The 22120-nt window shown below is 60.2% G+C and carries 23 protein-coding genes; 12 read left to right on the top strand and 11 right to left on the bottom strand.

Annotation, left to right across the window (positions count from 1 at the left end; all coding sequences use genetic code 11):
- Position 1: 1 nt before the first annotated feature.
- Entirely contained in the window at positions 2–544 is a 543-nt protein-coding gene (locus tag HX875_RS22025; RefSeq protein ID WP_177045643.1) for a chalcone isomerase family protein, read from the bottom strand.
- A gap of 157 nt (positions 545–701) precedes the next feature.
- On the opposite strand from HX875_RS22025, the gene HX875_RS22020 reads away from it, so the two are divergent.
- Positions 702–1619 (top strand): FAD:protein FMN transferase, encoded by a 918-nt coding sequence (locus HX875_RS22020; RefSeq protein WP_371321494.1) that lies wholly within the window; start codon positions 702–704, stop codon positions 1617–1619.
- A gap of 189 nt (positions 1620–1808) precedes the next feature.
- Positions 1809–3203, top strand: coding sequence for a Si-specific NAD(P)(+) transhydrogenase (gene sthA / locus HX875_RS22015; protein WP_177045641.1), 1395 nt, complete (start codon positions 1809–1811; stop codon positions 3201–3203).
- Between the two features lie 42 nt (positions 3204–3245).
- On the opposite strand, the gene HX875_RS22010 is transcribed toward sthA, so the two are convergent.
- Positions 3246–3968: a glycerophosphodiester phosphodiesterase gene (locus HX875_RS22010; RefSeq protein ID WP_177045639.1), complete on the bottom strand. Its 723-nt coding sequence runs from the start codon at positions 3966–3968 to the stop codon at positions 3246–3248.
- 66 nt (positions 3969–4034) lie between these two features.
- A complete protein-coding gene (locus tag HX875_RS22005) occupies positions 4035–4619 on the bottom strand; it encodes a PilZ domain-containing protein (protein ID WP_177045637.1) in 585 nt (194 codons plus the stop codon).
- A gap of 94 nt (positions 4620–4713) precedes the next feature.
- Here HX875_RS22005 and HX875_RS22000 point away from each other — a divergent pair, with 94 nt between their 5' ends.
- Genes HX875_RS22000 through HX875_RS21990 form a run of 3 tightly spaced genes read left to right on the top strand, consistent with a single transcriptional unit; the run spans position 4714 to position 7958 of the window.
- Positions 4714–5964: a lipoprotein-releasing ABC transporter permease subunit gene (locus HX875_RS22000; RefSeq protein WP_177045636.1), complete on the top strand. Its 1251-nt coding sequence runs from the start codon at positions 4714–4716 to the stop codon at positions 5962–5964.
- Between the two features lie 7 nt (positions 5965–5971).
- Entirely contained in the window at positions 5972–6655 is a 684-nt protein-coding gene (gene lolD / locus HX875_RS21995; RefSeq protein WP_017477213.1) for a lipoprotein-releasing ABC transporter ATP-binding protein LolD, read from the top strand.
- A gap of 58 nt (positions 6656–6713) precedes the next feature.
- Entirely contained in the window at positions 6714–7958 is a 1245-nt protein-coding gene (locus HX875_RS21990; protein WP_010176339.1) for a lipoprotein-releasing ABC transporter permease subunit, read from the top strand.
- Between the two features lie 115 nt (positions 7959–8073).
- On the opposite strand, the gene HX875_RS21985 is transcribed toward HX875_RS21990, so the two are convergent.
- Positions 8074–9426, bottom strand: coding sequence for a heavy metal sensor histidine kinase (locus HX875_RS21985; RefSeq protein WP_177045635.1), 1353 nt, complete (start codon positions 9424–9426; stop codon positions 8074–8076).
- The gene (locus HX875_RS21980) at positions 9426–10106 is read right to left on the bottom strand and encodes a heavy metal response regulator transcription factor (RefSeq protein WP_177045634.1); all 681 of its coding nucleotides are present in this window, start codon (positions 10104–10106) and stop codon (positions 9426–9428) included. Before HX875_RS21980 ends, HX875_RS21985 begins: the two co-directional genes overlap by 1 nt.
- A gap of 156 nt (positions 10107–10262) precedes the next feature.
- Between HX875_RS21980 and copI the strand changes: the two genes are divergently transcribed.
- A complete protein-coding gene (gene copI, locus HX875_RS21975; RefSeq protein ID WP_177045633.1) occupies positions 10263–10787 on the top strand; it encodes a copper-resistant cuproprotein CopI in 525 nt (174 codons plus the stop codon).
- A gap of 57 nt (positions 10788–10844) precedes the next feature.
- Complete coding sequence (gene queF, locus HX875_RS21970; RefSeq protein WP_177045632.1) at positions 10845–11675, top strand: NADPH-dependent 7-cyano-7-deazaguanine reductase QueF; 831 nt, start codon at positions 10845–10847, stop codon at positions 11673–11675.
- 52 nt (positions 11676–11727) lie between these two features.
- Here queF and HX875_RS21965 read toward each other — a convergent pair whose 3' ends face one another.
- Both HX875_RS21965 and HX875_RS21960 read right to left on the bottom strand, forming a co-directional pair.
- A complete protein-coding gene (locus HX875_RS21965) occupies positions 11728–11994 on the bottom strand; it encodes a DUF4404 family protein (protein ID WP_003218929.1) in 267 nt (88 codons plus the stop codon).
- Between the two features lie 110 nt (positions 11995–12104).
- Positions 12105–12716, bottom strand: a complete 612-nt coding sequence (locus tag HX875_RS21960) for an HAD family phosphatase (protein ID WP_177045631.1) — start codon at positions 12714–12716, stop codon at positions 12105–12107.
- A 196-nt stretch (positions 12717–12912) separates the two neighbouring features.
- Here HX875_RS21960 and HX875_RS21955 point away from each other — a divergent pair, with 196 nt between their 5' ends.
- The 3 genes from HX875_RS21955 to rssC all read left to right on the top strand — a co-directional run bounded on the left by HX875_RS21955 (position 12913) and on the right by rssC (position 15612).
- The gene (locus tag HX875_RS21955; protein ID WP_029616133.1) at positions 12913–13602 is read left to right on the top strand and encodes an MlaA family lipoprotein; all 690 of its coding nucleotides are present in this window, start codon (positions 12913–12915) and stop codon (positions 13600–13602) included.
- A 346-nt stretch (positions 13603–13948) separates the two neighbouring features.
- Positions 13949–15130, top strand: a complete 1182-nt coding sequence (rssB, locus tag HX875_RS21950) for a two-component system response regulator RssB (protein WP_177045630.1) — start codon at positions 13949–13951, stop codon at positions 15128–15130.
- Positions 15130–15612, top strand: coding sequence for an anti-sigma factor antagonist RssC (gene rssC / locus HX875_RS21945; protein WP_003218919.1), 483 nt, complete (start codon positions 15130–15132; stop codon positions 15610–15612). Before rssB ends, rssC begins: the two co-directional genes overlap by 1 nt.
- A gap of 87 nt (positions 15613–15699) precedes the next feature.
- On the opposite strand, the gene tal is transcribed toward rssC, so the two are convergent.
- The 3 genes from tal to HX875_RS21930 all read right to left on the bottom strand — a co-directional run bounded on the left by tal (position 15700) and on the right by HX875_RS21930 (position 18191).
- Positions 15700–16626 carry a transaldolase gene (tal, locus tag HX875_RS21940; RefSeq protein ID WP_177045629.1) on the bottom strand — a complete coding sequence of 309 codons (927 nt, stop codon included), beginning with the start codon at positions 16624–16626 and terminating at the stop codon, positions 15700–15702.
- 328 nt (positions 16627–16954) lie between these two features.
- Positions 16955–17950 (bottom strand): tRNA dihydrouridine(20/20a) synthase DusA, encoded by a 996-nt coding sequence (gene dusA, locus HX875_RS21935; protein ID WP_177045628.1) that lies wholly within the window; start codon positions 17948–17950, stop codon positions 16955–16957.
- Between the two features lie 103 nt (positions 17951–18053).
- On the bottom strand, positions 18054–18191 hold the full coding sequence (locus HX875_RS21930; RefSeq protein WP_176438721.1) for a hypothetical protein: 138 nt from the start codon (positions 18189–18191) through the stop codon (positions 18054–18056).
- Between the two features lie 244 nt (positions 18192–18435).
- On the opposite strand from HX875_RS21930, the gene HX875_RS21925 reads away from it, so the two are divergent.
- The gene (locus HX875_RS21925; RefSeq protein WP_177045627.1) at positions 18436–18657 is read left to right on the top strand and encodes a hypothetical protein; all 222 of its coding nucleotides are present in this window, start codon (positions 18436–18438) and stop codon (positions 18655–18657) included.
- 101 nt (positions 18658–18758) lie between these two features.
- Here HX875_RS21925 and HX875_RS21920 read toward each other — a convergent pair whose 3' ends face one another.
- Complete coding sequence (locus HX875_RS21920) at positions 18759–19946, bottom strand: MFS transporter (RefSeq protein ID WP_177045626.1); 1188 nt, start codon at positions 19944–19946, stop codon at positions 18759–18761.
- A 493-nt stretch (positions 19947–20439) separates the two neighbouring features.
- On the opposite strand from HX875_RS21920, the gene mqo reads away from it, so the two are divergent.
- The gene (gene mqo / locus HX875_RS21915) at positions 20440–22086 is read left to right on the top strand and encodes a malate dehydrogenase (quinone) (RefSeq protein ID WP_177045625.1); all 1647 of its coding nucleotides are present in this window, start codon (positions 20440–20442) and stop codon (positions 22084–22086) included.
- Positions 22087–22120 lie beyond the last annotated feature (34 nt).

Here is a 22120-nt window from a genome sequence, read left to right as displayed (position 1 = left end):
ATTAATTCAGGAGGGTGTTGCGCAGGCTGTCGGACAAGCCTTTCGGTGCCAGCCAGATGCCGAGATACGCTTTGGCCAGCTCGTCATTGCGACTGCTGAACACTACCGTGCCGTTGATTTCCAGGTTCAGGCCACGCTGAGGCCGAAAATCCAGCGCATAACGGTCACCACTGCGGATATCGCGAAAGCTTTGGTGCAGTTGATCCAGTTCCGGCTTGAGGCGCGCGAGGGCGGCGGGCGCTTGCTGGCGTTCGAGGGTGGCGGTGGCGGCCTTGATCACATCGTTGCGGTCGATGTCGCGAAAGTAATACAGCTCCAGGCGCAGGTCCTTTTGCTGGTCCAGGGCCTGCTTGGCGCTCAGGTCAGCCTGGGCGAACAGCGCCGCCGCATACACATCTGCCCACAGGTAGGTCAGGACGGCCTGGTTTTTCAGCACCAATTGATGTGATTGCCCAGGAAAGTCGGCTTGTTTGAGCCGATCAGCCTCATTCGCCAACACCGGGACCGAAAACATCAGCAATAAACAGAAAACGACATGCCGCATAATGGCCAGTCCTGAAAAGGTGCTTGCCTACAGGTTAATTCAATTTCCGACAGTGAAAGGTTTTATGGGTGGCGTGCGGCACATTTTGGTTTTAGCCGGGCTTGCGGCGCTGGCCGGCTGCGGCGGCGACTCGCTGGAGCGCTTCGGTGGCCCGACCATGGGCAGCACTTATTCCATCCAGTATGTGCGCACGCCAGGGGTTCCTGGCCCGGTCGAAGTCCAGCGCCAAGTAGAAGGCGTTCTCGCAGAGGTCGACCGCCAGATGTCGACCTACCGCAGCGACTCCGATATCGAACGTTTCAACGACCTGCCGGCCCACAGCTGCCAGCCGATGCCGGAGCCCGTCCTGCACCTGGTGCGCACCGGCGAGCAGTTGTCCCAGGCCAGCGATGGTGCGTTTGACCTGACGGTCGAACCACTGATGAACCTGTGGGGCTTCGGCCCTCAGGCCCGTGAGATAAAAGTCCCGGACGCCACCACCCTCGAGCAGGTCCGCCAGCGTGTCGGCCATCAGTATTTGCACATCGACGGCAACCAGTTGTGCAAGGACGCGGCCGTCGAAGTCGACTTCAACAGCATCGCCGCCGGTTACGCCGTCGACCGCATTGCCGCGCAACTCACCCAGCTTGGCATTCATAGCTACCTCGCCGAAGCCACCGGCGAACTCAAGGCCGCTGGCGTCAAACCCGACGGCTCGCCCTGGCGCATAGCCCTGGAAGAGCCCCGCGACGATCAGCAAGTGGCCGAAAAAATCATCGCCGTGGATGGCTTTGGTGTGTCGACATCGGGTGACTATCGCAATTATTTCCAGCAGGATGGTCGGCGTTATTCCCACACCCTGGATGCCCGGACCGGCGCGCCGATCACCCATCAGCTGGCGTCGGTGACGGTATTGCAGCCTTCGGCACTGATGGCCGACGGATTGTCGACGCTGCTGCTGATCCTCGGGCCCGAACAGGGTTGGGAATACGCCGAAAAACACCAGGTCGCCGCGTTTTTTGTGATGCGCGAGGGCGCTGGTTTCGTCACACGGAGCAACAAGGCGTTCGAGCAACTGACGGCAGTGAAGCCGTAACGAATGCCGTGTAGTAAAGGCAAAACTGGCCTACGACGCGACCAAGGGTTAATGTGCGCGGCGTTAAGCCTTCTATAGACTGTGCCCCGGCTCACACACTGAGCCTATTTGATCCTTCATGACCGCTGGCCGCGGCATGATTTAGCCAGGCGCCCAACCGTGCGCCTTGGCCTGTTCTGAGGAGTACGCATGGCTGTCTACAACTACGACGTGGTAGTACTGGGTTCCGGCCCTGCTGGAGAAGGTGCGGCGATGAACGCCGCCAAAGCAGGGCGCAAGGTGGCGATGGTCGATAGCCGTCGCCAGGTCGGCGGTAACTGCACCCACCTGGGTACCATCCCGTCCAAGGCCTTGCGTCACTCGGTGCGCCAGATCATGCAGTTCAACACCAACCCGATGTTCCGGGCCATTGGTGAGCCGCGCTGGTTCTCGTTCCCGGACGTGCTCAAGAGCGCTGAAAAAGTCATTTCCAAACAGGTTGCCTCGCGTACCGGCTTCTATGCCCGTAACCGCGTCGACCTGTTCTTCGGCACCGGCAGCTTCGCCGACGAGCAAACCGTCGAAGTGGTCTGCGCCAACGGCGTGGTCGAGAAACTGGTGGCCAAGCACATCATCATTGCCACCGGCTCGCGCCCGTATCGCCCGGCCGATATCGATTTCCACCACCCGCGTATCTACGATAGCGACACCATCCTCAGCCTGGGCCACACCCCGCGCAAACTGATCATCTATGGCGCCGGCGTGATTGGCTGTGAATACGCCTCGATCTTCAGCGGCCTGGGCGTATTGGTCGAGCTGGTGGATAACCGTGACCAGTTGCTGAGCTTCCTCGACTCGGAAATTTCCCAGGCGTTGAGTTACCACTTCAGCAACAACAACATCACTGTGCGCCACAACGAAGAGTACGAGCGGGTCGAAGGCCTGGACAACGGTGTGATCCTGCACCTCAAATCCGGCAAGAAGATCAAGGCCGACGCCTTGCTGTGGTGTAACGGCCGTACCGGCAACACCGACAAGCTGGGCATGGAAAACATCGGGGTCAAGGTCAACAGCCGTGGCCAGATCGAAGTCGACGAGAACTACCGCACCTGCGTGCCGAACATCTACGGTGCCGGTGACGTGATCGGCTGGCCAAGCCTGGCCAGTGCCGCCCACGACCAGGGCCGTTCGGCCGCTGGCAGCATTGTCGACAACGGCAGCTGGCGCTACGTCAACGACGTGCCGACCGGGATCTACACCATTCCCGAGATCAGCTCGATCGGCAAGAACGAGCACGAACTGACCAAGGCCAAGGTGCCTTACGAAGTCGGCAAGGCGTTCTTCAAGAGTATGGCGCGTGCGCAGATCGCCGGCGAGCCGCAGGGCATGCTGAAGATCCTGTTCCACCGCGAGACCCTGGAAGTCCTCGGCGTGCATTGCTTCGGCTACCAGGCGTCGGAGATCGTGCACATCGGCCAGGCGATCATGAACCAGCCGGGTGAGCTGAATACCCTCAAGTATTTCGTCAACACCACGTTCAACTATCCGACCATGGCTGAAGCCTATCGGGTAGCGGCCTACGACGGCATCAACCGGCTTTTTTGAGCGGCTCCGGCCGGTGGCCTGAGCCGGCCGGGGAGACCGATTTCAGTAATTCCCGAGAGTGGCAGTGGCCAAACCGGGAAAGTCTGTAATCAGGCTATCTACGCCGAAGTCGGCGAGCCTGCGCATCAGCGCGGGTTCGTTGACGGTCCACACGGACACGTGCAAACCCTGGCGCTGGGCTTTTTCCAGACGCTCAGGGGTGCACAGCGTCCAGTTCAACGCCAGAATCCCACAGCCATAGTTGGCCGCTACCTTCAACGGGTCGAGCCAGGCGTATTCGGCTACCAGTCCGCGGGACAGGTCCGGGGTGAGGTCCAGCGCAGCTTTCAATACTTCCCGCGAGCTTGAGGTGACCGTGACCTTGTCCATCAGCCCGAAACGCTGGGCCATTTCCCGGATCGCCAGCACGGTGGTTGCCGCGCGGGTGCGTGACGCGCTTTTGACTTCCAGTTGCCAGTGATCGAAGTCGCATTTTTCGAACAGTTCTTCCAGGCGTGGGATCGGGCAGGGATTGACCCAGCCCGGGCCGCCTTTGCGTGCGTCCATCTTCACCAGGTCGGCGGCTGAGTATTCGACGACCTTGCCGCGCCGGTCGGTGGTGCGCTTGAGGGTCGGGTCATGGATGACCATCAGCTCGCCGTCCATGGACAGGTGCAAATCCAGTTCGCAACGGCGCACGCCGTGCTTGAGGCATTCCTGGAAGCTGGTCAGGGTGTTTTCCGGTGCTTCGCCTTTGGCACCGCGGTGGCCATAAATCAGGGTCACAGTTGCTCCTTTACGCCAGGGTTGCTGGCTGGATGGATGACGCGACGCGCCATTCATTGTTCGTCTTCAGGTGTCGGATTCTTCGCTTTTTTCCCGCGCCAGGCGCCGTTCCTGCGCCTGCTTTTGCAGGATATAGCGCGCCAGCAGTTGGCGTTGGGCATCGGTCATGGCTTCGAATTCAGTGCCGACTTCAAAGCCGCCGGTCTTGGCATCGCAATGGGTGACCTTGGCCCGCAGTAACAGGCCGAGGGCTTGTGGCATCAGCACCAGCTTGACCGCCAGGTGGCTGTCGGGCTGGATTGCCGTAGGGTTCAGGAACTCGATGCCGCCTTCGGAGATGACCACGGGCTGCGGCGTACCGATCTCGCCCAGCAGGCTTTGCGCCATGATCTGGCTGAGCAAATCCATGCGTTTGTTCTGCACTTTGAGGAAGGCGGCGAGGGTGCGATCCCGCTCGCCGATCTGGCGCAGCAGGTGCTGGGATTCGAATTCGCTCAGGTGCAACTCGCTGAGCAGATTGAACAGCGGAGAATCATCCAGCAATACTTCCTTGCTCAGCGCTTCCGGGCCCGACAGCGGGGTAATTTCCAGTGCGATCATGTCCTCGATACGGTAGTATTCGCGGCGATCTTCTTCATCTAATGTCGACATGGCGAACCCAAGGCAGCGGTGATGGTCTGAGTGTAAAGCTGCTTACCAGACCCCGCCACCGGGACGTCTTCTTTTCCTCCGAACAAGCCCCGACATGTTCAGACCTCTCTTCGTATTTATTGGCACGCGTTATACCCGTGCAAAGCGTCGCAATCATTTTGTGTCGTTCATTTCCTTGACCTCGATGATCGGGCTCGCCCTTGGCGTTGTCGTGATGATCGTGGTGCTTTCGGTGATGAACGGTTTCGATCATGAGATGCGCACCCGCGTGCTGGGCATGGTGCCCCACGCGACCATCGAGTCGGGTGAGCCCATCAGCGACTGGCAAAGCCTGGCCGCCAAGGTCAAGCAGAACCCCAAAGTGCTGGCGGTTGCGCCCTTCACCCAGATGCAGGGCCTGTTGACCAACGACGGCAAAGTGCAGAAAGTCCTGCTCAATGCCATCGATCCGGCACAGGAACGCAACGTCTCGATCATCGATAACTTCATGCAACAGGGCAAACTGGACGACTTGTCGCCCGGCAGCTTTGGCATTGTTATCGGCGACAAGGCCGCGGCCAAGCTCGGCGTAGCCATCGGTGACAAGCTGACCTTCGTTGCGCCGGAAGTCACCGTGACCCCGGCCGGCATGTTCCCGCGCATGAAGCGTTTCACCGTGGTCGGCATCTTTCATGTTGGCGCCGGCGAGATCGACGGCTACCTGGGCTTGACCAACCTGACCGACCTGGCCCGCCTGCATCGCTGGAAGCCGGACCAGGTTCAGGGCCTGCGCCTCAAATTCAACGATCTGTTCGACGCGCCGCGTACCTCGTGGGAAATCGCCCAGCACCTGGGTGAAAACCAGTACTACGCCCGCGACTGGACCCGTACCCACGGCAACCTGTACCAGGCCATCCGCATGGAAAAAGCCATGATCGGCCTGCTGTTGCTGCTGATCGTCGCCGTGGCGGCCTTCAACATCATCTCCACGCTGGTGATGGTGGTGAACGACAAGAAGGGCGATATCGCTATCCTGCGCACCCTCGGCGCCACGCCGGGGCAGATCATGGCGATCTTCATGGTCCAGGGCACGGTGATCGGCGTCGTCGGCACCCTGATCGGCACCGTGGTGGGGATTCTCGCTGCGCTGAACGTCAGCGCCGCCATCGCCGGGCTGGAAGTGTTGATCGGCCACAAATTCTTGAACTCCGACGTCTACTTCATCGACTACTTGCCGTCCCAGGTGCAGAGCCAGGACGTGTTGATGGTCGGCGCCGCTGCGTTGGTCCTGAGTTTCCTTGCCACCCTGTATCCAGCCTGGCGCGCGGCACGTACCCAGCCGGCGCAGGCTTTACGTTATGAGTGAATCGGGCATGAGTGAAAAAGCAATCCTGAGCTGCCGCAACCTGGGCAAATCCTACGAGGAAGGCCCGGAATCCGTGGTGGTGTTGTCCAACCTGCAGCTGGAACTGCACCCGGGCGAGCGCGTGGCGATCGTCGGCAGTTCCGGTTCCGGCAAAAGTACCTTGCTCAACCTGTTGGGCGGCCTTGATACGCCGTCCCAGGGCAGCGTCTGGCTGGCCGGCGAAGAACTGTCGGCCCTGGGCGAGAAGGCCCGCGGCCAGTTGCGTAACCGTTCGTTGGGCTTTGTGTATCAGTTCCACCACTTGCTGCCTGAGTTCACCGCCCTGGAAAACGTCTGCATGCCGCTGTTGATCGGCAAGACCGCGATCCCGGAAGCACGCCAGCGTGCCAAGGCGTTGCTGGAGCGGGTCGGCCTGGGCCATCGCCTGGAGCACAAACCGGCTGAACTGTCCGGCGGCGAGCGCCAGCGTGTGGCGATTGCCCGCGCCCTGGTCAACAACCCGGGCCTGGTGATGCTCGACGAGCCTACCGGCAACCTCGACTCCCACACCGCCCAGGGCATCAAGGACTTGATGCTGGAACTGAGCACCCAGATGCGCACCGCGTTCCTGGTGGTGACCCATGACATGAGCATGGCCCGTCAGATGGACCGTGTGCTGCACCTGCAGGAAGGTCATCTGGTCGCCATCTGACCTGTTTCAAGCCCGGCGCCTGACGCCGGGTTTTCTATTTTTTCAACGGTGCCCGCGAATGTTCAGACCGTTATCGATTTTCATCGGCACGCGCTATACCCGCGCCAAGCGCCGCAACCGTTTTGTTTCGTTTATCTCGATGACCTCGATGATCGGCCTCGCCCTGGGCGTGCTGGCGATGATCGTGGTGTTGTCGGTGATGAACGGCTTCCAGCGGGAAATGAGCTCACGCATCCTCGGCATGGTGCCCCATGCGACCATCGTTGGGGTGAAGCCCATCAGCGACTGGCAGCCGGTGGCGGATGCGGCGATGAAGAATCCTGAAGTCACCGCTGCGGTACCGTTCACACAGATGGACGGCATGCTTTCCTACAAGGGCGCGATGCAGCCGATCGAGATCAGCGGCGTTGATCCGGCCCAGGAAGGCAAGGTGTCGATCGTGGCCCAGCATATCGTCCAGGGCCATCTGGAAGACCTGAAGCCGGGCGAGTTCGGTGTGGTGATTGGCGAAATTACCGCTCGGCGTTTCCGCCTGAACGTGGGCGACAAGCTCACCCTGATCGTGCCGGAAATCAGCAGCGCGCCCGGTGGCATTACCCCGCGCATGCAGCGTCTGAACGTAGTCGGTGTGTTCAAGGTGGGCGCCGAACTGGATGGCTCCATGGCCCTGATCCACATGGCCGACGCGGCAGAGATCCAGCATTGGGAACCGAACCAGGTGCAAAGCGTGCGCCTGGCGGTGAAAGACCTGTATGCGGCGCCCAAGGTCTCGGCGGACATCGCCGCCAGCCTCGGCGCTGACTACAAGGCGGACGACTGGACCCACACCCAGGGCAGCCTGTTCAGCGCGATGAAGATGGAAAAGACCATGATCGGCCTGCTGTTGCTGATGATCGTTGCCGTGGCGGCGTTCAACATCATCGCGACCTTGATCATGGTGGTGAACGACAAGGGCGCCGACATTGCGATCCTGCGCACCATTGGTGCCACGCCGCGGCAGATCATGGCGATCTTCATGGTGCAGGGCACGGTGATCGGCATCGTCGGTACGTTGATCGGCGGCATCCTCGGCGTGATTGCGGCGCTGAACGTCAGTGAACTGGTGGGTTGGCTGGAGCGGGTGACCGGGCAGCATATCTTCAGTTCGGACGTGTATTTCGTCAGCAACCTGCCTTCGGAATTGCAGGGTGGGGATGTGCTGCTGATTTGCTCGGCGGGGTTTGTGTTGAGCTTTCTGGCGACGATCTATCCGGCGTATCGGGCTGCGAAGATCGAGCCGGCGCATGCCCTCAGGTATTCGTAGTTCTTAAGACCGCTATCGCAGGCAAGCCAGCTCCCACATTTGACCGCGTTCGCCAGAACAACTCAGTCTAATGTGGGAGCCGGGCTTGCCCGCGATGAGGCCGGAACAGCTTGCATCAATGCCCTAGCGGCAACTCGATCACAAACCGCGTCCATCCCGGCCCAGACTCACAGAAGATCCGCCCGCCATGGGCCCGCACAATCGACTGGGTAATCGCCAGCCCCAGCCCCGCGTGCTCGCTACTCCCTTCATGCCGCGCCGGATCTGCCCGGTAAAACCGATCAAACAACCTTGGCAACAACGCCCCTGGAATGCCTTCCCCGGCATTTTCCACGCTCAACCTCACGCCTTGCGTGCCCTCGGTAATCCGCACACTGACTTCGCCCCCCGCCGGCGTGAACCGCAATGCGTTATCCAGCAGATTGGAAATCGCCCGGCGCAACATGCTGCGGTCACCTGAGGTATTGGCGCCGCCTTCTTGAACCAGGCGCACCTGGACGTCCTCTGCCAATGGCGCAAAAAACTCCAGCAAGGCATCCACTTCGTCCGCCAGCATCAAGGTTTCGCGCTTGGGCACCAGCAGCCCATGGTCGGCCTTGGCCAGGTACAACATGTCATTGACCAACTGCGCCATCCATTGCAGTTCTTCCAGATTGCTGTGCAGGGCCTCGCGGTAGTCCTCCAGCGGCCGTGGCTGCGTGAGGATGACCTGGGTCTGTGTCAGCAGATTCGACAGTGGGGTGCGCAACTCATGGGCGATGTCGGCAGAAAACGCCGAGAGCCGCTGGAACGCATCATCCAGGCGCCCAAGCATGGCGTTGAAGGACTGGGCCAGCTCCGCCAGTTCGGCGGGCATTTGCTCCTGGGGCAGGCGCTGGGTCAGGGAGTGGGCGGACACGCTGCTGGCCACTTCGCTCATGCGCCTCAAAGGGCGCAAGCCGCTGCGGGCGGCCCATGCACCGAGCAGGGCGGTGGCCAGGGCGGAAAGGCCGACCGTCAACCAGATCAGATGCTGCATGCGTTGCAGGAAGTGTTGGTGGTGGGTGATGTCGAGCATCAGCGTCAGTCGTGGAGAGTCAGGGTCACCCGGAACAAGTGGCGCGTTGTACACGCGGTAGTCGGTCCCGGCGTTCTGCAGGCTGTGCAGGCCCGGCGCCCGGGGCAGGGTGATGCCGGGTGCACCGTCGAACCAGCGTTGATCGCCTGAGGTGATGCGCAGGGCTAGGTCAGGCTGGCGATTGAGTTCGTCCCGTAGCTTCACTTCTCGTAAGGCAAACAGCTCAGGCGTGTAGGCACCCTGCAATGTGCTGCGCAGCGCTACCAGCTTGCCGTCGAGCAACTGCTGGTCCAGCTCGATAAAGTGCGCCTCGCTGGCGTGGTTGAACAGCACGCCGGCCAACAATGAGACCACGGCGGTGCAGCCGGCAAACAGTAGCGCCAGGCGGCTGGCGAGGGAAATCCGTTTCATCAACTGAACCGCTCCTCGAGCACATAGCCCATGCCGCGCACCGTATGGATCAACTTGTTGGGGAAGTTATCGTCGACTTTCAGGCGCAGGCGGCGGATCGCGACTTCGATGATGTTGGTGTCGCTGTCGAAATTCATGTCCCACACCTGGGAGGCAATCAGCGATTTGGGCAACACTTCGCCCTGGCGGCGCAGCAGCAGTTCCAGCAGGGAAAACTCCTTGGCCGTGAGGTCGATGCGTTGGCCGTCGCGCTCCACCCGGCGGCGGATCAGGTCCAGGCGCAGGTCGGCCAGTTGCAGGCTGGTTTCCTGGGGCGGGCTGCTGCCACGGCGCAACAAGCTGCGCACTCGGGCCAGCAGCTCGGAAAAGGCGAAGGGCTTGACCAGGTAGTCGTCGGCGCCCAGTTCCAGGCCGTGCACCCGGTCTTCCACGGCGTCCCGCGCGGTGAGGAACAGCACCGGCATATCGAGCCCGGCACCGCGCACGGCCTGGAGGATTTGCCAGCCATCACGGCCCGGCAGCATCACGTCGAGGATCAACAGGTCGTAGTCGCCGGTCAGCGCAAGGTGCTGACCGCTGGTGCCATCGGCCACCAGTTCGGTGTTGAACCCGGCCTCGGCCAGGCCCTGGCGCAGGTAGTGGCCGGTTTTCGGTTGGTCTTCGACGATCAGCAGTTTCATGGGCGGCTCATGGCTTTACGTAAACACAGACTTTATACAGCGCACACCCGGCGGTAGGCTCAAGCTGACAAAGTTGTAATCTGGCCGTCAGTTGGCTGGCAGCGGCGCGTTCGTAAAGTGTCCCACAGACTGATTCCGAACCTTTGGAGTGTGAGCATGTTTTTGCGTAAATCCTGGCTGTTGGCCGGCTGCCTGATGGCGCTGAGTCTTCCGGTGCTGGCGTCCCCGGCTGAAACTTTCGCCTTCGGTGAAGCTGCACCGGCCGCCAAGGCCACCCGTACAGTGGAAGTGGTGCTGCAGGATATTTCCTTTTCGCCCAAGGCCATCGATGTAAAAGCCGGTGAGACCGTGCGCTTTGTGCTGGTCAACAAAGGCCAGTTGCTCCACGAGTTCAACCTTGGAGACGCCGCCATGCACGCGGCGCATCAGAAAGAAATGCTGCAAATGCAGGCCAGCGGCATGCTGACGGCAACAGGCATGGGCAAAATGGACCACAGTGCGATGGGTCATGGCGACATGGGCGGCATGAAACACGACGACCCTAACAGCGTGCTGGTAGAGCCGGGCAAGACCGCCGAACTGACCTGGACCTTCACCAAGGCCACTGGCCTTGAGTTCGCCTGCAACATCCCCGGCCACTACCAGGCGGGCATGGTGGGCAAGCTGACGGTCAGCCAGTAAGCCACGGGGGTGCAAAGGCGGGTAGAATGGCCGCGTTTATTTAGCCAGGTTTCCGCCATGCATCCCGCAGCCGAACATTCGCCGCTGGGCAAGTCCAGTGAATACATCTCCACCTACACCCCTTCGTTGCTGTTCCCGATCCCTCGCGCCGCCAAGTGGGCCGAGCTGGGCCTGAGCGCCGAGACCCTGCCGTATAAAGGCGTGGACTTCTGGAACTGCTTCGAACTGTCCTGGCTGCTGCCATCCGGCAAGCCGGTGGTGGCCATCGGTGAATTCAGCATCCCGGCCGACTCGCCGAATATCATCGAGTCGAAATCCTTCAAGCTGTACCTCAACTCGTTGAACCAGACCGCGTTTGCCGATGTGCAGAGCCTTGAAGCGACCTTGCGCACCGACCTGAGTGCAGCCGCCGGCAAACCGGTAGGCGTGCGCATCCGCAGCCTGGGCGAGGTTGAAGCCGAAGGTGTGGTCGCTTTGCCGGGTGTGTGCATTGATGACCTGGACATTACCGTCAGCAACTACGAGCACCCGCGCCCGGAACTGTTGCGTTGCGATGACTCGCGCGTGGTGGAGGAGAGCGTCCACAGCCATCTGCTCAAGTCCAACTGCCCGGTGACCAGCCAGCCCGACTGGGGCAGCGTGGCGGTGGAGTACCGTGGCGCGGCGCTGGATCATGCCAGCCTGCTGGAGTATCTGGTGAGCTTCCGCCAGCACTCGGACTTCCATGAACAGTGCGTGGAGCGGATCTTTCTCGACCTGCAACGCCTGCTCAAGCCGGAAAAATTGACGGTGTATGCGCGGTACGTGCGTCGCGGCGGGTTGGATATCAACCCGTATCGCAGTACGGAAGCTGTGCAGTTCCAGAACGTGCGTCTGGCGCGCCAATAAAAACAAAAAGCCCCGCTTTCATGGCGGGGCTTTTGTTTGGTATCCGGGTGTGTCAGATCCCGATATTGCCCAGGGTCACGACGATATTGCGCAAGGTCCCGGCAATTCCCGGGTGGTCCAGCTCAAAGCGTTCCACCGCCAGGTTCACACCGTCGGCGATACTTGGATCCTGAATGGCGCCTTCCAGCGGCTCCTGAACTTCCAGTTCAGCAATCAATGTTTGCAGCTCTTCGCGCTTTTCGAGTGGCATCTCTGGATTCTGATCCAATTGCTCGCGCAAAATTTTGACCTGTTCTTGCAGTTGTTCGCGGGCAGGCATGGCGTTCTTCCTTTTATCGATAGGCACTGGCATAGACCGCGGCACGCCGTGAAAGGTCTACGGGCTGACCTGTAGATTAATCCACTGGCGCCGACTGTGCATGATCTCGATCAGGGCTTCTCGCCTTTGAGCTGGCGCAGGCTGATGTCTGCCAGGCAGGTGTGCAGTTCGCCGAGGTGGTCAATCACCGAATGCACGCCCAGGCCATACAGCGCGACAGTAGCCTTGGCACGCTTGTGCTCGCGTTCCTTTTCGTTGAGTGCCTGCCATTGCTCCGGGGAAAGCCCGCACAGTGAGCCGCAGGAAGCCAGGCCGATGGTCCACAGGCCGGCGTTGAGCCCGGATTGCAGCAGGCGCGGCTCGCCGCTGACCAGCACGCAGCCTTCCAGGCGCTCGATGTTCAGTTCCATCAAAGCCTGCCAGCAAGCGTGGGGCGCGGGCCAGCGGGTGGAGGAGGGCTGGGTGGCCTTGATCCAGCGGGGTAGCCCGGCGGCCAAGGGTGTGGAAACCGACAGAGGGAGCTCGTCCAGCCATGCACAAGGCACACGCTGTTCTTCGAGGCTGCGCAGGATCTTCAGGGCGCCGACGGTGGCGTGGGGGTCGATTGAGGGCGCTGAGTCCGCGCGGGCCTGGGAACCAAAATCCACCAGGCAACCACTCAGCCCGAACAATACGGCCGTCAAGGACGGGGCGCTGGCAGCAACAACTTCGGCGTGGGGCATTTCGACGTCCCTGAAATAGCAGTCACGCTAGCGGACGCCGATGACAAGCAGGTTACATCGGTTCTATTTGTAGGAATTTTGTGCATTTACCGGAATGACATTTCTGCAAGGCTGCCTAATCTGACACTTCCGTCATATACTGACGGCCACATTCAGGGCATAGCGCCCATGACAGACCATTCAAGGAGTTCAAGCTATGCGCTGGAGCCAATGTCTAGCTCAGCTATCCGTATGTGCCAGCGTATTGCTGGTTCCTTTCGCGGCCCAGGCGGCCTCGGAAGATGATCCATGGGAAAGCGTCAACCGCCCGATCTTCACCTTCAACGACACCGTTGACACCTACGCCCTCAAGCCATTGGCCCAAGGCTATCAGTTCGTGACCCCGCAGTTCGTGCAGGACGGCGTTCACAACTTCTTCCGCAACATCGGCGATGTCGGCAACTTTGCCAACGACGTGTTGCAACTCAAGCCGCACGCTGCCGGCGTCGACACTGCCCGCTTGCTGGTGAACACCACGTTCGGCGTGCTGGGCTTCATTGATGTCGGCACCAAAATGGGGCTGCAACGCAATGACGAAGATTTTGGCCAGACCCTCGGTCACTGGGGCGTTGGCAGTGGTCCTTACGTAATGCTGCCACTGCTGGGCCCAAGCACCCTGCGTGATGCACCGTCCAAGTACGTGGACAGCTACACCCAGCCCTACCGCTACATGAACGACATCGGCTGGCGCAACAGCACCTTCGGCCTGAATATCGTCGACACACGTGCCAGCCTGCTGTCCTCCGAGAAGCTGATCAGCGGCGACAAATACACCTTTATCCGTAACGCCTACTTGCAGAATCGCGAGTTCAAGGTCAAGGATGGCAAGGTTGTAGACGACTTTTAAGCCTGAGGCTTAAATGAAGAAGGCGGCCCTCGGGTCGCCTTTTTCGTGGGCGGGATTCGAGGTTTATCCGTGAGTTACGTCCTTACTTTAAGTCTCGGTTTTATACGTTCTTATAACCACCGGTGATTTGCGATGTAAAGACGCCCGGCGACCATCGCCATGAGCTTGAAACCCCTGGCGGATGGGAGTACCGTCTGCGCCTTAGAAGGGCACCTCTGCTTTACCTTTGTGCACGGGAAATATCCCAGCGTTTTGTAGGACAGAGAGGCTAGAAAGCGAATCCAGTAGTAAGCCCGGCCATTGTCGAGCTGCCTACGCCAACCTAATTCTGGCGCCGTTTGCCCACATGCAGAAAACCAGTGCCACGCTGCTGATAATCGATGACGACGAAGTAGTGCGCGCGAGTCTCGCGGCCTATTTGGAAGACAGTGGCTTCAGTGTCCTGCAGGCCAGCAACGGCCTCCAGGGTCTCCAGGTGTTCGAGCGCGACAAGCCCGACCTGGTTATCTGCGACCTGCGCATGCCTCAGGTGGGCGGCCTCGAGCTGATCCGCCAGGTGACCGACATTGCCCCGCAGACGCCGGTGATCGTCGTGTCCGGTGCCGGCGTGATGAACGATGCTGTCGAGGCCTTGCGCCTGGGCGCCGCCGACTACCTGATCAAGCCCCTGGAAGACCTGGCCGTACTGGAGCACTCGGTGCGTCGTGCACTGGATCGTGCACGGTTGCTGCTGGAAAACCAGCGTTACCGTGAAAAGCTCGAAACCGCCAACCGCGAACTCGAAGCCAGCCTGAACCTGCTCCAGGAAGACCAGAACGCCGGTCGCCAGGTGCAGATGAATATGCTGCCGGTGAGCCCGTGGAGCATCGACGAGTTCAAGTTTGCCCACCAGATCATCCCGTCGCTGTACCTGTCGGGTGATTTTGTCGATTACTTCCGCGTTGATGAGCGGCGTGTCGCGTTCTACCTGGCCGACGTTTCCGGCCACGGCGCCTCATCGGCATTCGTGACCGTGTTGTTGAAATTCATGACCACACGGCTGTTGTTCGAATCCAAGCGCAATGGCACCTTGCCGGAGTTCACCCCGTCGCAAGTGCTGGGCCACATCAACCGGGGCCTGATCAGCTGCAAGCTGGGCAAGCACGTGACGATGGTCGGCGGCGTGATAGATGAAGAAACAGGTCTTTTGACCTACAGCATTGGCGGTCACCTGCCATTGCCGGTTTTATACACTCCAGACAGTGTGCGCTACCTGGAAGGGCGTGGTTTGCCGGTTGGCTTGTTCAATGAAGCCACCTACGAAGACCACATCCTGGAACTGCCGCCGACATTCAGCCTCACGCTGATGTCTGATGGCATCCTGGACCTTTTGTCAGAGCCTACACTCAAAGAGAAAGAAGCCGCCTTACCCCAACGGGTCAGGTCGGCGGGCGGCAGCCTGGATGGCCTGCGGCAGGTTTTTGGATTGGCCACGCTAGGGGAGATGCCGGATGATATCGCCCTATTGGTGTTGAGCAGGAATCTTTGATGAGTACCGGAAGAATCCAATTCGCCGAGCAAGACGGGACTTTTGTCCTGAAGTTTGTCGGTGAAGTGCGCCTGACCTTGTGTTCAGCGCTGGATGCGACGATTGAGCGGATTTTCACAGCCTTGAATTTCTCGGCGATCGTGATCGATCTGACCGAAACCCGCAGCATCGATAGCACCACCCTTGGGCTGTTGGCCAAGTTGTCCATTCTGTCTCGGCAGAAGGTCGGACTGCTGCCGACCGTCGTCACCACCCACGAAGACATCACCCGTCTGTTGCAGTCCATGGGCTTCGATCAAGTGTTCAACATCGTTGACCGCCCGATCCCGTGCCCGGAATGCCTGACCGACCTGCCGTCCCAGGACCAGTCCGAGGAAGTGGTACGGGTCAAGGTGCTGGAAGCCCACAAGATCCTGATGGGCTTGAACGACTCCAACCGCGAGGCGTTCCACGACCTGGTGAATGCACTGGAGCGCCATTGAGTTTATAGCTGCCTCTTTTAAAAAAGAGCCAGGCACGAAAAAGGGCGGTACCCGCGAGGGTACCGCCCTTTTTGCCGTCGCCCGTTTTTAGAGCTTGGCGGTCAACAGCGCTTCGAGTTTTTCCTGGTCACGGGCGAACTGACGAATGCCCTCGGCCAGTTTCTCGGTGGCCATCGCATCTTCGTTGGATTCCCAACGGAACTGCGCTTCGGTCAGGTGCACACGTGCCTCACCTGCGTGGCCTGGTGCCAACTTGCGCTCCAGCTTGCCGTTGTCGGCTGCCAGTTTTTCCAGCAGGTCCGGGCTGATGGTCAGGCGGTCGCAACCGGCCAGCTCTTCGATCTGGCTCAGGTTACGGAAGCTCGCACCCATCACCACGGTCTTGTAGCCATTGGCCTTGTAGTAGTTGTAGATGCGCGTCACCGACTGCACGCCCGGATCATCGGAACCGGTGTAGTCGTTGCCGTTTGCCTTCTTGTACCAGTCGTAGATACGGCCCACGAACGGCGAAATAAGGAACACGCCGGCTTCAGCGCAAGCCACGGCTTGGGCGAAGGAGAACAAAAGGGTCAGGTTGGTCTGGATGCCTTCCTTTTCCAGCTGCTCGGCGGCGCGGATGCCTTCCCAGGTGGAGGCGATCTTGATCAGCACGCGGTCACGGCTGATGCCGGCCTTGTCGTACAGGTCGATCAGACGGTGCGCGCGCTTGAGTACGGCGTCGGTGTCGAACGACAGGCGGGCATCCACCTCAGTGGAAATGCGGCCGGGCACCACTTTGAGGATTTCCTGGCCGACGGCGACCGCGAAACGGTCGCTCGCCAGGCCTACATCGCCGTTGCAGTCGGCAACAGCCTCGTCCAGCAGCTTGGCGTAGCCTGGGATCGACGCGGCCTTGAGCAGCAGGGAAGGGTTGGTAGTGGCGTCTTGTGGCTTGAGCTTGGCGAGGGTAGAAAAATCGCCGGTATCGGCTACTACGGTGGTGAATTGCTTGAGTTGTTCCAGCTTGGAAGTCATGGGCGTGCTCTGTCCTGTGGGTCTGATGACATTACCCGAGCGCTGACAGCCGCTCAAGGGCGCAAATGCATTCGATCGTTTGCGAGGGCAACAACCTGAAAACAGCCGTTTGAAACACCGGCCACTGCTAACTAGGAGGCCAAAACCGCCGGCAGGTTCAACCCGACTGCCCGATGACCACCCCGCTCAAACTGTGGGAGCTGGCTTGCCTGCGATGAGGCCCTCAAAACCACACCAATCTCCCTGATGCGCCCCCATCCAAATGTGGGAGCGGGCTTGCTCGCGAAAGCATCGTATCAGCCACCCAATAAACCCACTGACACCCCAATCACCGCCCCTCCAACAACTCCCCGGCCTTATCCAGCAACGCCAGCGGATCACTGGCCTTATGAATATCCACCGACAGCAACTGCCGAAACTTGCGCGCCCCTGGGAAACCGGTCCCCAGCCCCAGTGCGTGGCGCGTAATGTGGTGCATCGAGCCACCTGTTGCCAGGTGTTCGGCTATATAAGGCCGCAACTGCGCCAGCGCCTCCGCGCGGGTGATCACCGGCGCAGTGCTGCCAAACAGCTGTTGATCCACCTCGGCCAGCAAATACGGATTGTGATAAGCCTCACGGCCCAGCATCACTCCGTCGAAGGTCTGCAGATGCTCCTGGCACTGCTCAAGGGTCTTGATCCCACCGTTGAGAATGATCTCAAGCTCCGGGAAATCCTGCTTCAACTGGGCGGCGACGTCGTAGCGCAATGGCGGAATGTCCCGATTTTCCTTCGGAGACAGACCTTCCAGGATGGCGATTCGCGCATGCACGGTGAAACTGGTGCAGCCCGCGTCTTTCACCTGGCCGACGAAATCGCATAGCTCGGCGTAACTGTCCCGGCCGTTGATGCCGATCCGGTGCTTAACCGTGACAGGGATCGATACCGCGTCCTGCATTGCCTTCACGCAATCCGCCACCAAGGCCGGGTGGGCCATCAGGATCGCGCCGATCATGTTGTTCTGCACCCGGTCGCTGGGGCAGCCGACGTTGAGGTTCACCTCGTCATAGCCGGCGTCCTGGGCCATGCGGGCGCAGGCGGCCAGGTCGGCAGGGACGCTCCCGCCCAGCTGCAACGCAAGCGGATGCTCGGCCTCGTTGTGGCGCAGGAAGCGTTCGTGGTCGCCGTGGAGGATTGCGCCGGTGGTCACCATCTCGGTGTAGAGGAGGGCGTTTTTGGACAGCAGGCGCAGGAAGAAGCGGCAGTGTCTGTCCGTCCAATCCATCATCGGAGCAACAGAAAAGCGACGGGAGAACGATGGCGTTGGTGCTATAGGTGAGGACATTAGGATCTGAGGTGGATAAGGCGAAGGGCCGACAGTTTAACAGGAATGTGCCTGCTCCCGTGGCGGTCAGTGCCAGAGCTTCCGCCGCCCTGGCGCCGTTCCCCTATTTCTTCTTTTTGTCCGGCGCTTGAGTCAGCGCCGACGCTGCGACAGATTTCACATCCGGGGGAGTGCTTGGATCCGCCAGCAGCTTGGCTGCCTTTGAAGCGACGCTTTCACTGGTTTTTTCGTCTTTAGCCATTACTTGAGCTTCCCTGTACGTAGGTCGCAGGTTCATCTGAATTGATGCCCGGTCGGCTTTAATATGTAGGGGCTAACTGTTGATATCGCCAATCAGAATATGTGCCGGGATAATTCGTCGCAAAACGACATCAAGCTGAACCAATCCTGTCGCACGGCAAAGTTTCATAATTCCCACAGACTTTGAGGTCTACGCTCGCTCCATCAGCGTATATGCCTACGCCTCCAGCCAAGGGAACTGAAAAATGATCTCCAACCTCGTCAAAGTCGTGATGATTGCCGGCGCGTTGCTGTTGAGCGCTTGTTCGACGGGTTCGTCGGAAGTGAGCAGCGACCCTTGTTTCACCGGCGGATGCCAGGCCTTTGGCGACCACAGCCCCAGCAAAGCCGCCAAGATGAATTTCGGGGGCAGTGCGCTTGGGAGTAGTTATGGCGAGTATGGTTCGGGGTTGATGCATGATGACTGACTGAGCGGGTGGGTCTGTCATTTACTCAGTGACTGACCCACCGCTTTCGCGAGCAAGCCCGCTCCCACACTGGATCGTGGGCAGGCTTTGGAAGTGTGGCGTTAGTGGCCGCCTTTCATGCGGCGGGCGATCAGGTAGATGCCCAAACCTACCAACGCTGTTGCAGCACCGATGTATCCAGTGCTGGTCCACCCATACCCCGCCGTAATCGCCATCCCACCCAGCCACGGGCCCAGCGCGTTCGCCAGGTTGAACGCCGCGTGGTTGGACGCCGCCGCCAGGCTCGGCGCTTCATGGGCAATGTCCATCAAGCGGATTTGCAACGGCGCGGCCATGGCGATCATGGTGCCGACCAGGCCGATGCCCAGTAGTACGCTCCACAGTGAACTCGCGGCGAAGGTGAAGAAAATCAGCACGGCCATCGACCACACCATGATCCAGCCCACGGCGCGAAATTGCAGGCGATCAAACAGTTTGCCGCCGGCGATGTTGCCGATGATGCCGCCTACGCCAAACGCGGCCAAGCCGAATGGAATCCACTGCGGCGATACTTTGGTCACTTCGAGCATGGTCGGCGCCAGGTAGCTGAATACGCAGAACATCCCGGCAAAACCAATAGCGCCAATGGACAGCGCCATCCACACCTGGGGTTTGGTGAAGGCGCGCAGTTCTTTGCGCGGGTCGCTGCGGGGTTCGTCGTGGCGATCCGGTACGAACTGCCAGACCAACGCGATGGTGCACAGGGCAATCACGCTGACCAGTGCAAACGCCGAGCGCCAGCCCAGGTGTTGGCCGAGGAAGGTGGCGATGGGGTTGCCGAGCAGCATGGCCAGGGTCAGGCCCATCATTACGCGGGCCACGGCGCCGGCGCGTTTGTCGTTGGGCACCATGCTGGAGGCGACCACGGCGGCGATGCCGAAGTAGGCGCCGTGGGGCAGGCCGCTGATGAAGCGGAAGGCCACCAGCGAGCCGAAGGTCGGGGTGAAGGCGGTGGCGAGGTTGCCCAGGGCGTACAGGCCCATCAGCAACAGCAGCATGTGTTTGCGCAGCAGCTTGGCGCCGAGGATGGCCAGCAGCGGGGCGCCGACCATTACGCCCAACGCGTAGGCGCTGATGGCGTGGCCGACCTGAGGTTCACTCAAATTCAAATTGTGGGCGATGTCGGGCATCAAGCCCATGATGGCGAATTCGCCGGTGCCGATCGCGAAGGCGCCCACGGCCATGGCAGCTTCCATTTTGGCGGCGCTGCGCGCGGGCAGCACGTGCCCGGGTGTTTGCTGGATAGTCATGGGTAACTCTGTTTGGAAGAAGTGCACGAAGGACAGCCGCCGATGCTACGCAAGCAGCGACGAAGCTGTCTAGAACAGCCTTATGCCGCAGAGTTCAGTTTCATCAAGCGGCCTGTGACCCCACGTCGCGCCTGTCGCGCTTGACACTTGGGCGTTAAAACCCGCGATTTAGAGCTGTCAATTGGCCAAACAGCGCATACCGGCTGTTTGCCGTGATATTCTGCGCGCCGTCTTGGTCTAGTCTTTCTCCGGTGCGTACACCCGTATACGTCCCGGCGGTTGGCTGTCGTCCAGGTAGCTGAAGCCAATAATGATAAGAAGTCAGCGCAGAAGGGACATAAAAGTGAGGTCGATACGTCGGCCTTGTGTGCCCACCCTGCGGTCCTCATGTGAATGTGCAAACCCCGCGGTGCGTTGCCTGGCGCAGCGTGATTGAGGGTTGCCCATGATCAGGGGCGGTGGGGCGGATGGCGTTTTATCATAGGTGCTACTGATGTTTAAAAAAGTAAACACTGCCCTGCTGGGGCTGGCTTTGTCGATGGGGATCACGTCCGTTCACGCGGAAGAGGCAAAGAAAGTCGATGTGCTGCTGATCGGCGGCGGCATCATGAGTGCGACCCTGGGTGTGTGGCTCAACGAGCTGCAACCGGACTGGTCGATGGAGATGGTCGAGCGCCTCGATGGCGTGGCCGAAGAAAGCTCCAACGGCTGGAACAACGCCGGTACCGGTCACTCGGCTTTGGCTGAGCTGAACTACACCCCGGAAGACAAGAACGGCAACGTTGAAATCCCGAAAGCGGTCGAGATCAACGAAGCGTTCCAGATCTCCCGTCAGTTCTGGTCCTGGCAGGTTCAGCAGGGCGTCCTGAAGAACCCGCGTTCGTTCATCAACTCCACTCCGCACATGAGCTTTGTGTGGGGCGATGACAACATCAAGTTCCTGAAGAAGCGTTACGAAGCGCTGCAAGCGAGCCCGCTGTTCGCCGGCATGCAGTACTCCGAAGACCCGGTGCAGATCAAGAAGTGGGTCCCGCTGATGATGGAAGGGCGTGACCCGAACCAGAAAATCGCGGCCACATGGACCCCGATCGGTACGGACGTGAACTTCGGCGAGATCACCCGCCAGTTCGTCGCTCACCTGCAAACTACGCCGAAGTTCGACCTGAAATTGTCGAGCGAAGTGCAGGACATCACCAAGAACGCCGATGGTTCGTGGCGTGTCAGCTACAAAAACCTGAAAGACGGCACCAAGACGTCGACTGACGCCAAGTTCGTGTTCATCGGCGCGGGCGGCGGTGCACTGCACCTGCTGCAGAAGTCGGGCATTCCTGAAGCCAAGGAATACGCAGGCTTCCCTGTTGGCGGTTCGTTCCTGGTGACCGATAACCCAACGATTGCCGAGCAGCACCTGGCCAAGGCCTACGGTAAAGCGTCGGTTGGCGCACCGCCGATGTCGGTTCCGCACCTGGACACCCGCGTGCTGGATGGCAAGCGCGTGATTCTGTTTGGCCCATTCGCCACCTTCTCGACCAAGTTCCTGAAAGAAGGCTCGTACCTGGACCTGCTGACCAGCACCACCACCCACAACATCTGGCCAATGACCAAAGTCGGTATCCGCGAATACCCACTGGTCGAGTACCTCGCTGGCCAACTGATGCTGTCGGATGACGACCGCTTCAAGGCGCTGCAAGAGTACTTCCCGAACGCCAAGCAATCCGACTGGCGCCTGTGGCAAGCCGGTCAGCGCGTGCAGATCATCAAGCGTGACGAAGAGCAGGGCGGCGTCCTGAAACTCGGTACCGAAGTGGTCAGCTCCGCCGACAACACCATTGCAGGCCTGTTGGGTGCATCGCCAGGCGCGTCCACCGCGGCTCCGATCATGCTGACCGTGCTGCAGAAAGTGTTCAAGGAACAGGTTGCGTCCCCGGCCTGGCAGGAAAAGCTGCACCAGATCGTGCCTAGCTACGGCACCAAGCTGAACGACAGCCCTGAAGCTGTTGCTAAAGAATGGGCCTACACCGCCAACATTCTGCAGCTGACGCCTCCGCCAGCGATTCCGCAGCTGACTGCTCCAAAAGCCACCGAGGCTGCCAAGCCTGCGGCTGAGCCGAGCAAGCCAGCTTCTGACCTCGCACTGTAAGACGTCGGTGAGGTCCTGATTCAGGACCAAACCG

It is taken from the genome of Pseudomonas yamanorum (genome assembly GCF_013386765.1).
Taxonomy (GTDB): Bacteria; Pseudomonadota; Gammaproteobacteria; order Pseudomonadales; family Pseudomonadaceae; genus Aquipseudomonas; species Aquipseudomonas yamanorum_A.
The sequence above is the reverse complement of the archived record's forward strand: the minus strand, read 5'-3'. Positions and strand labels throughout refer to the sequence as shown.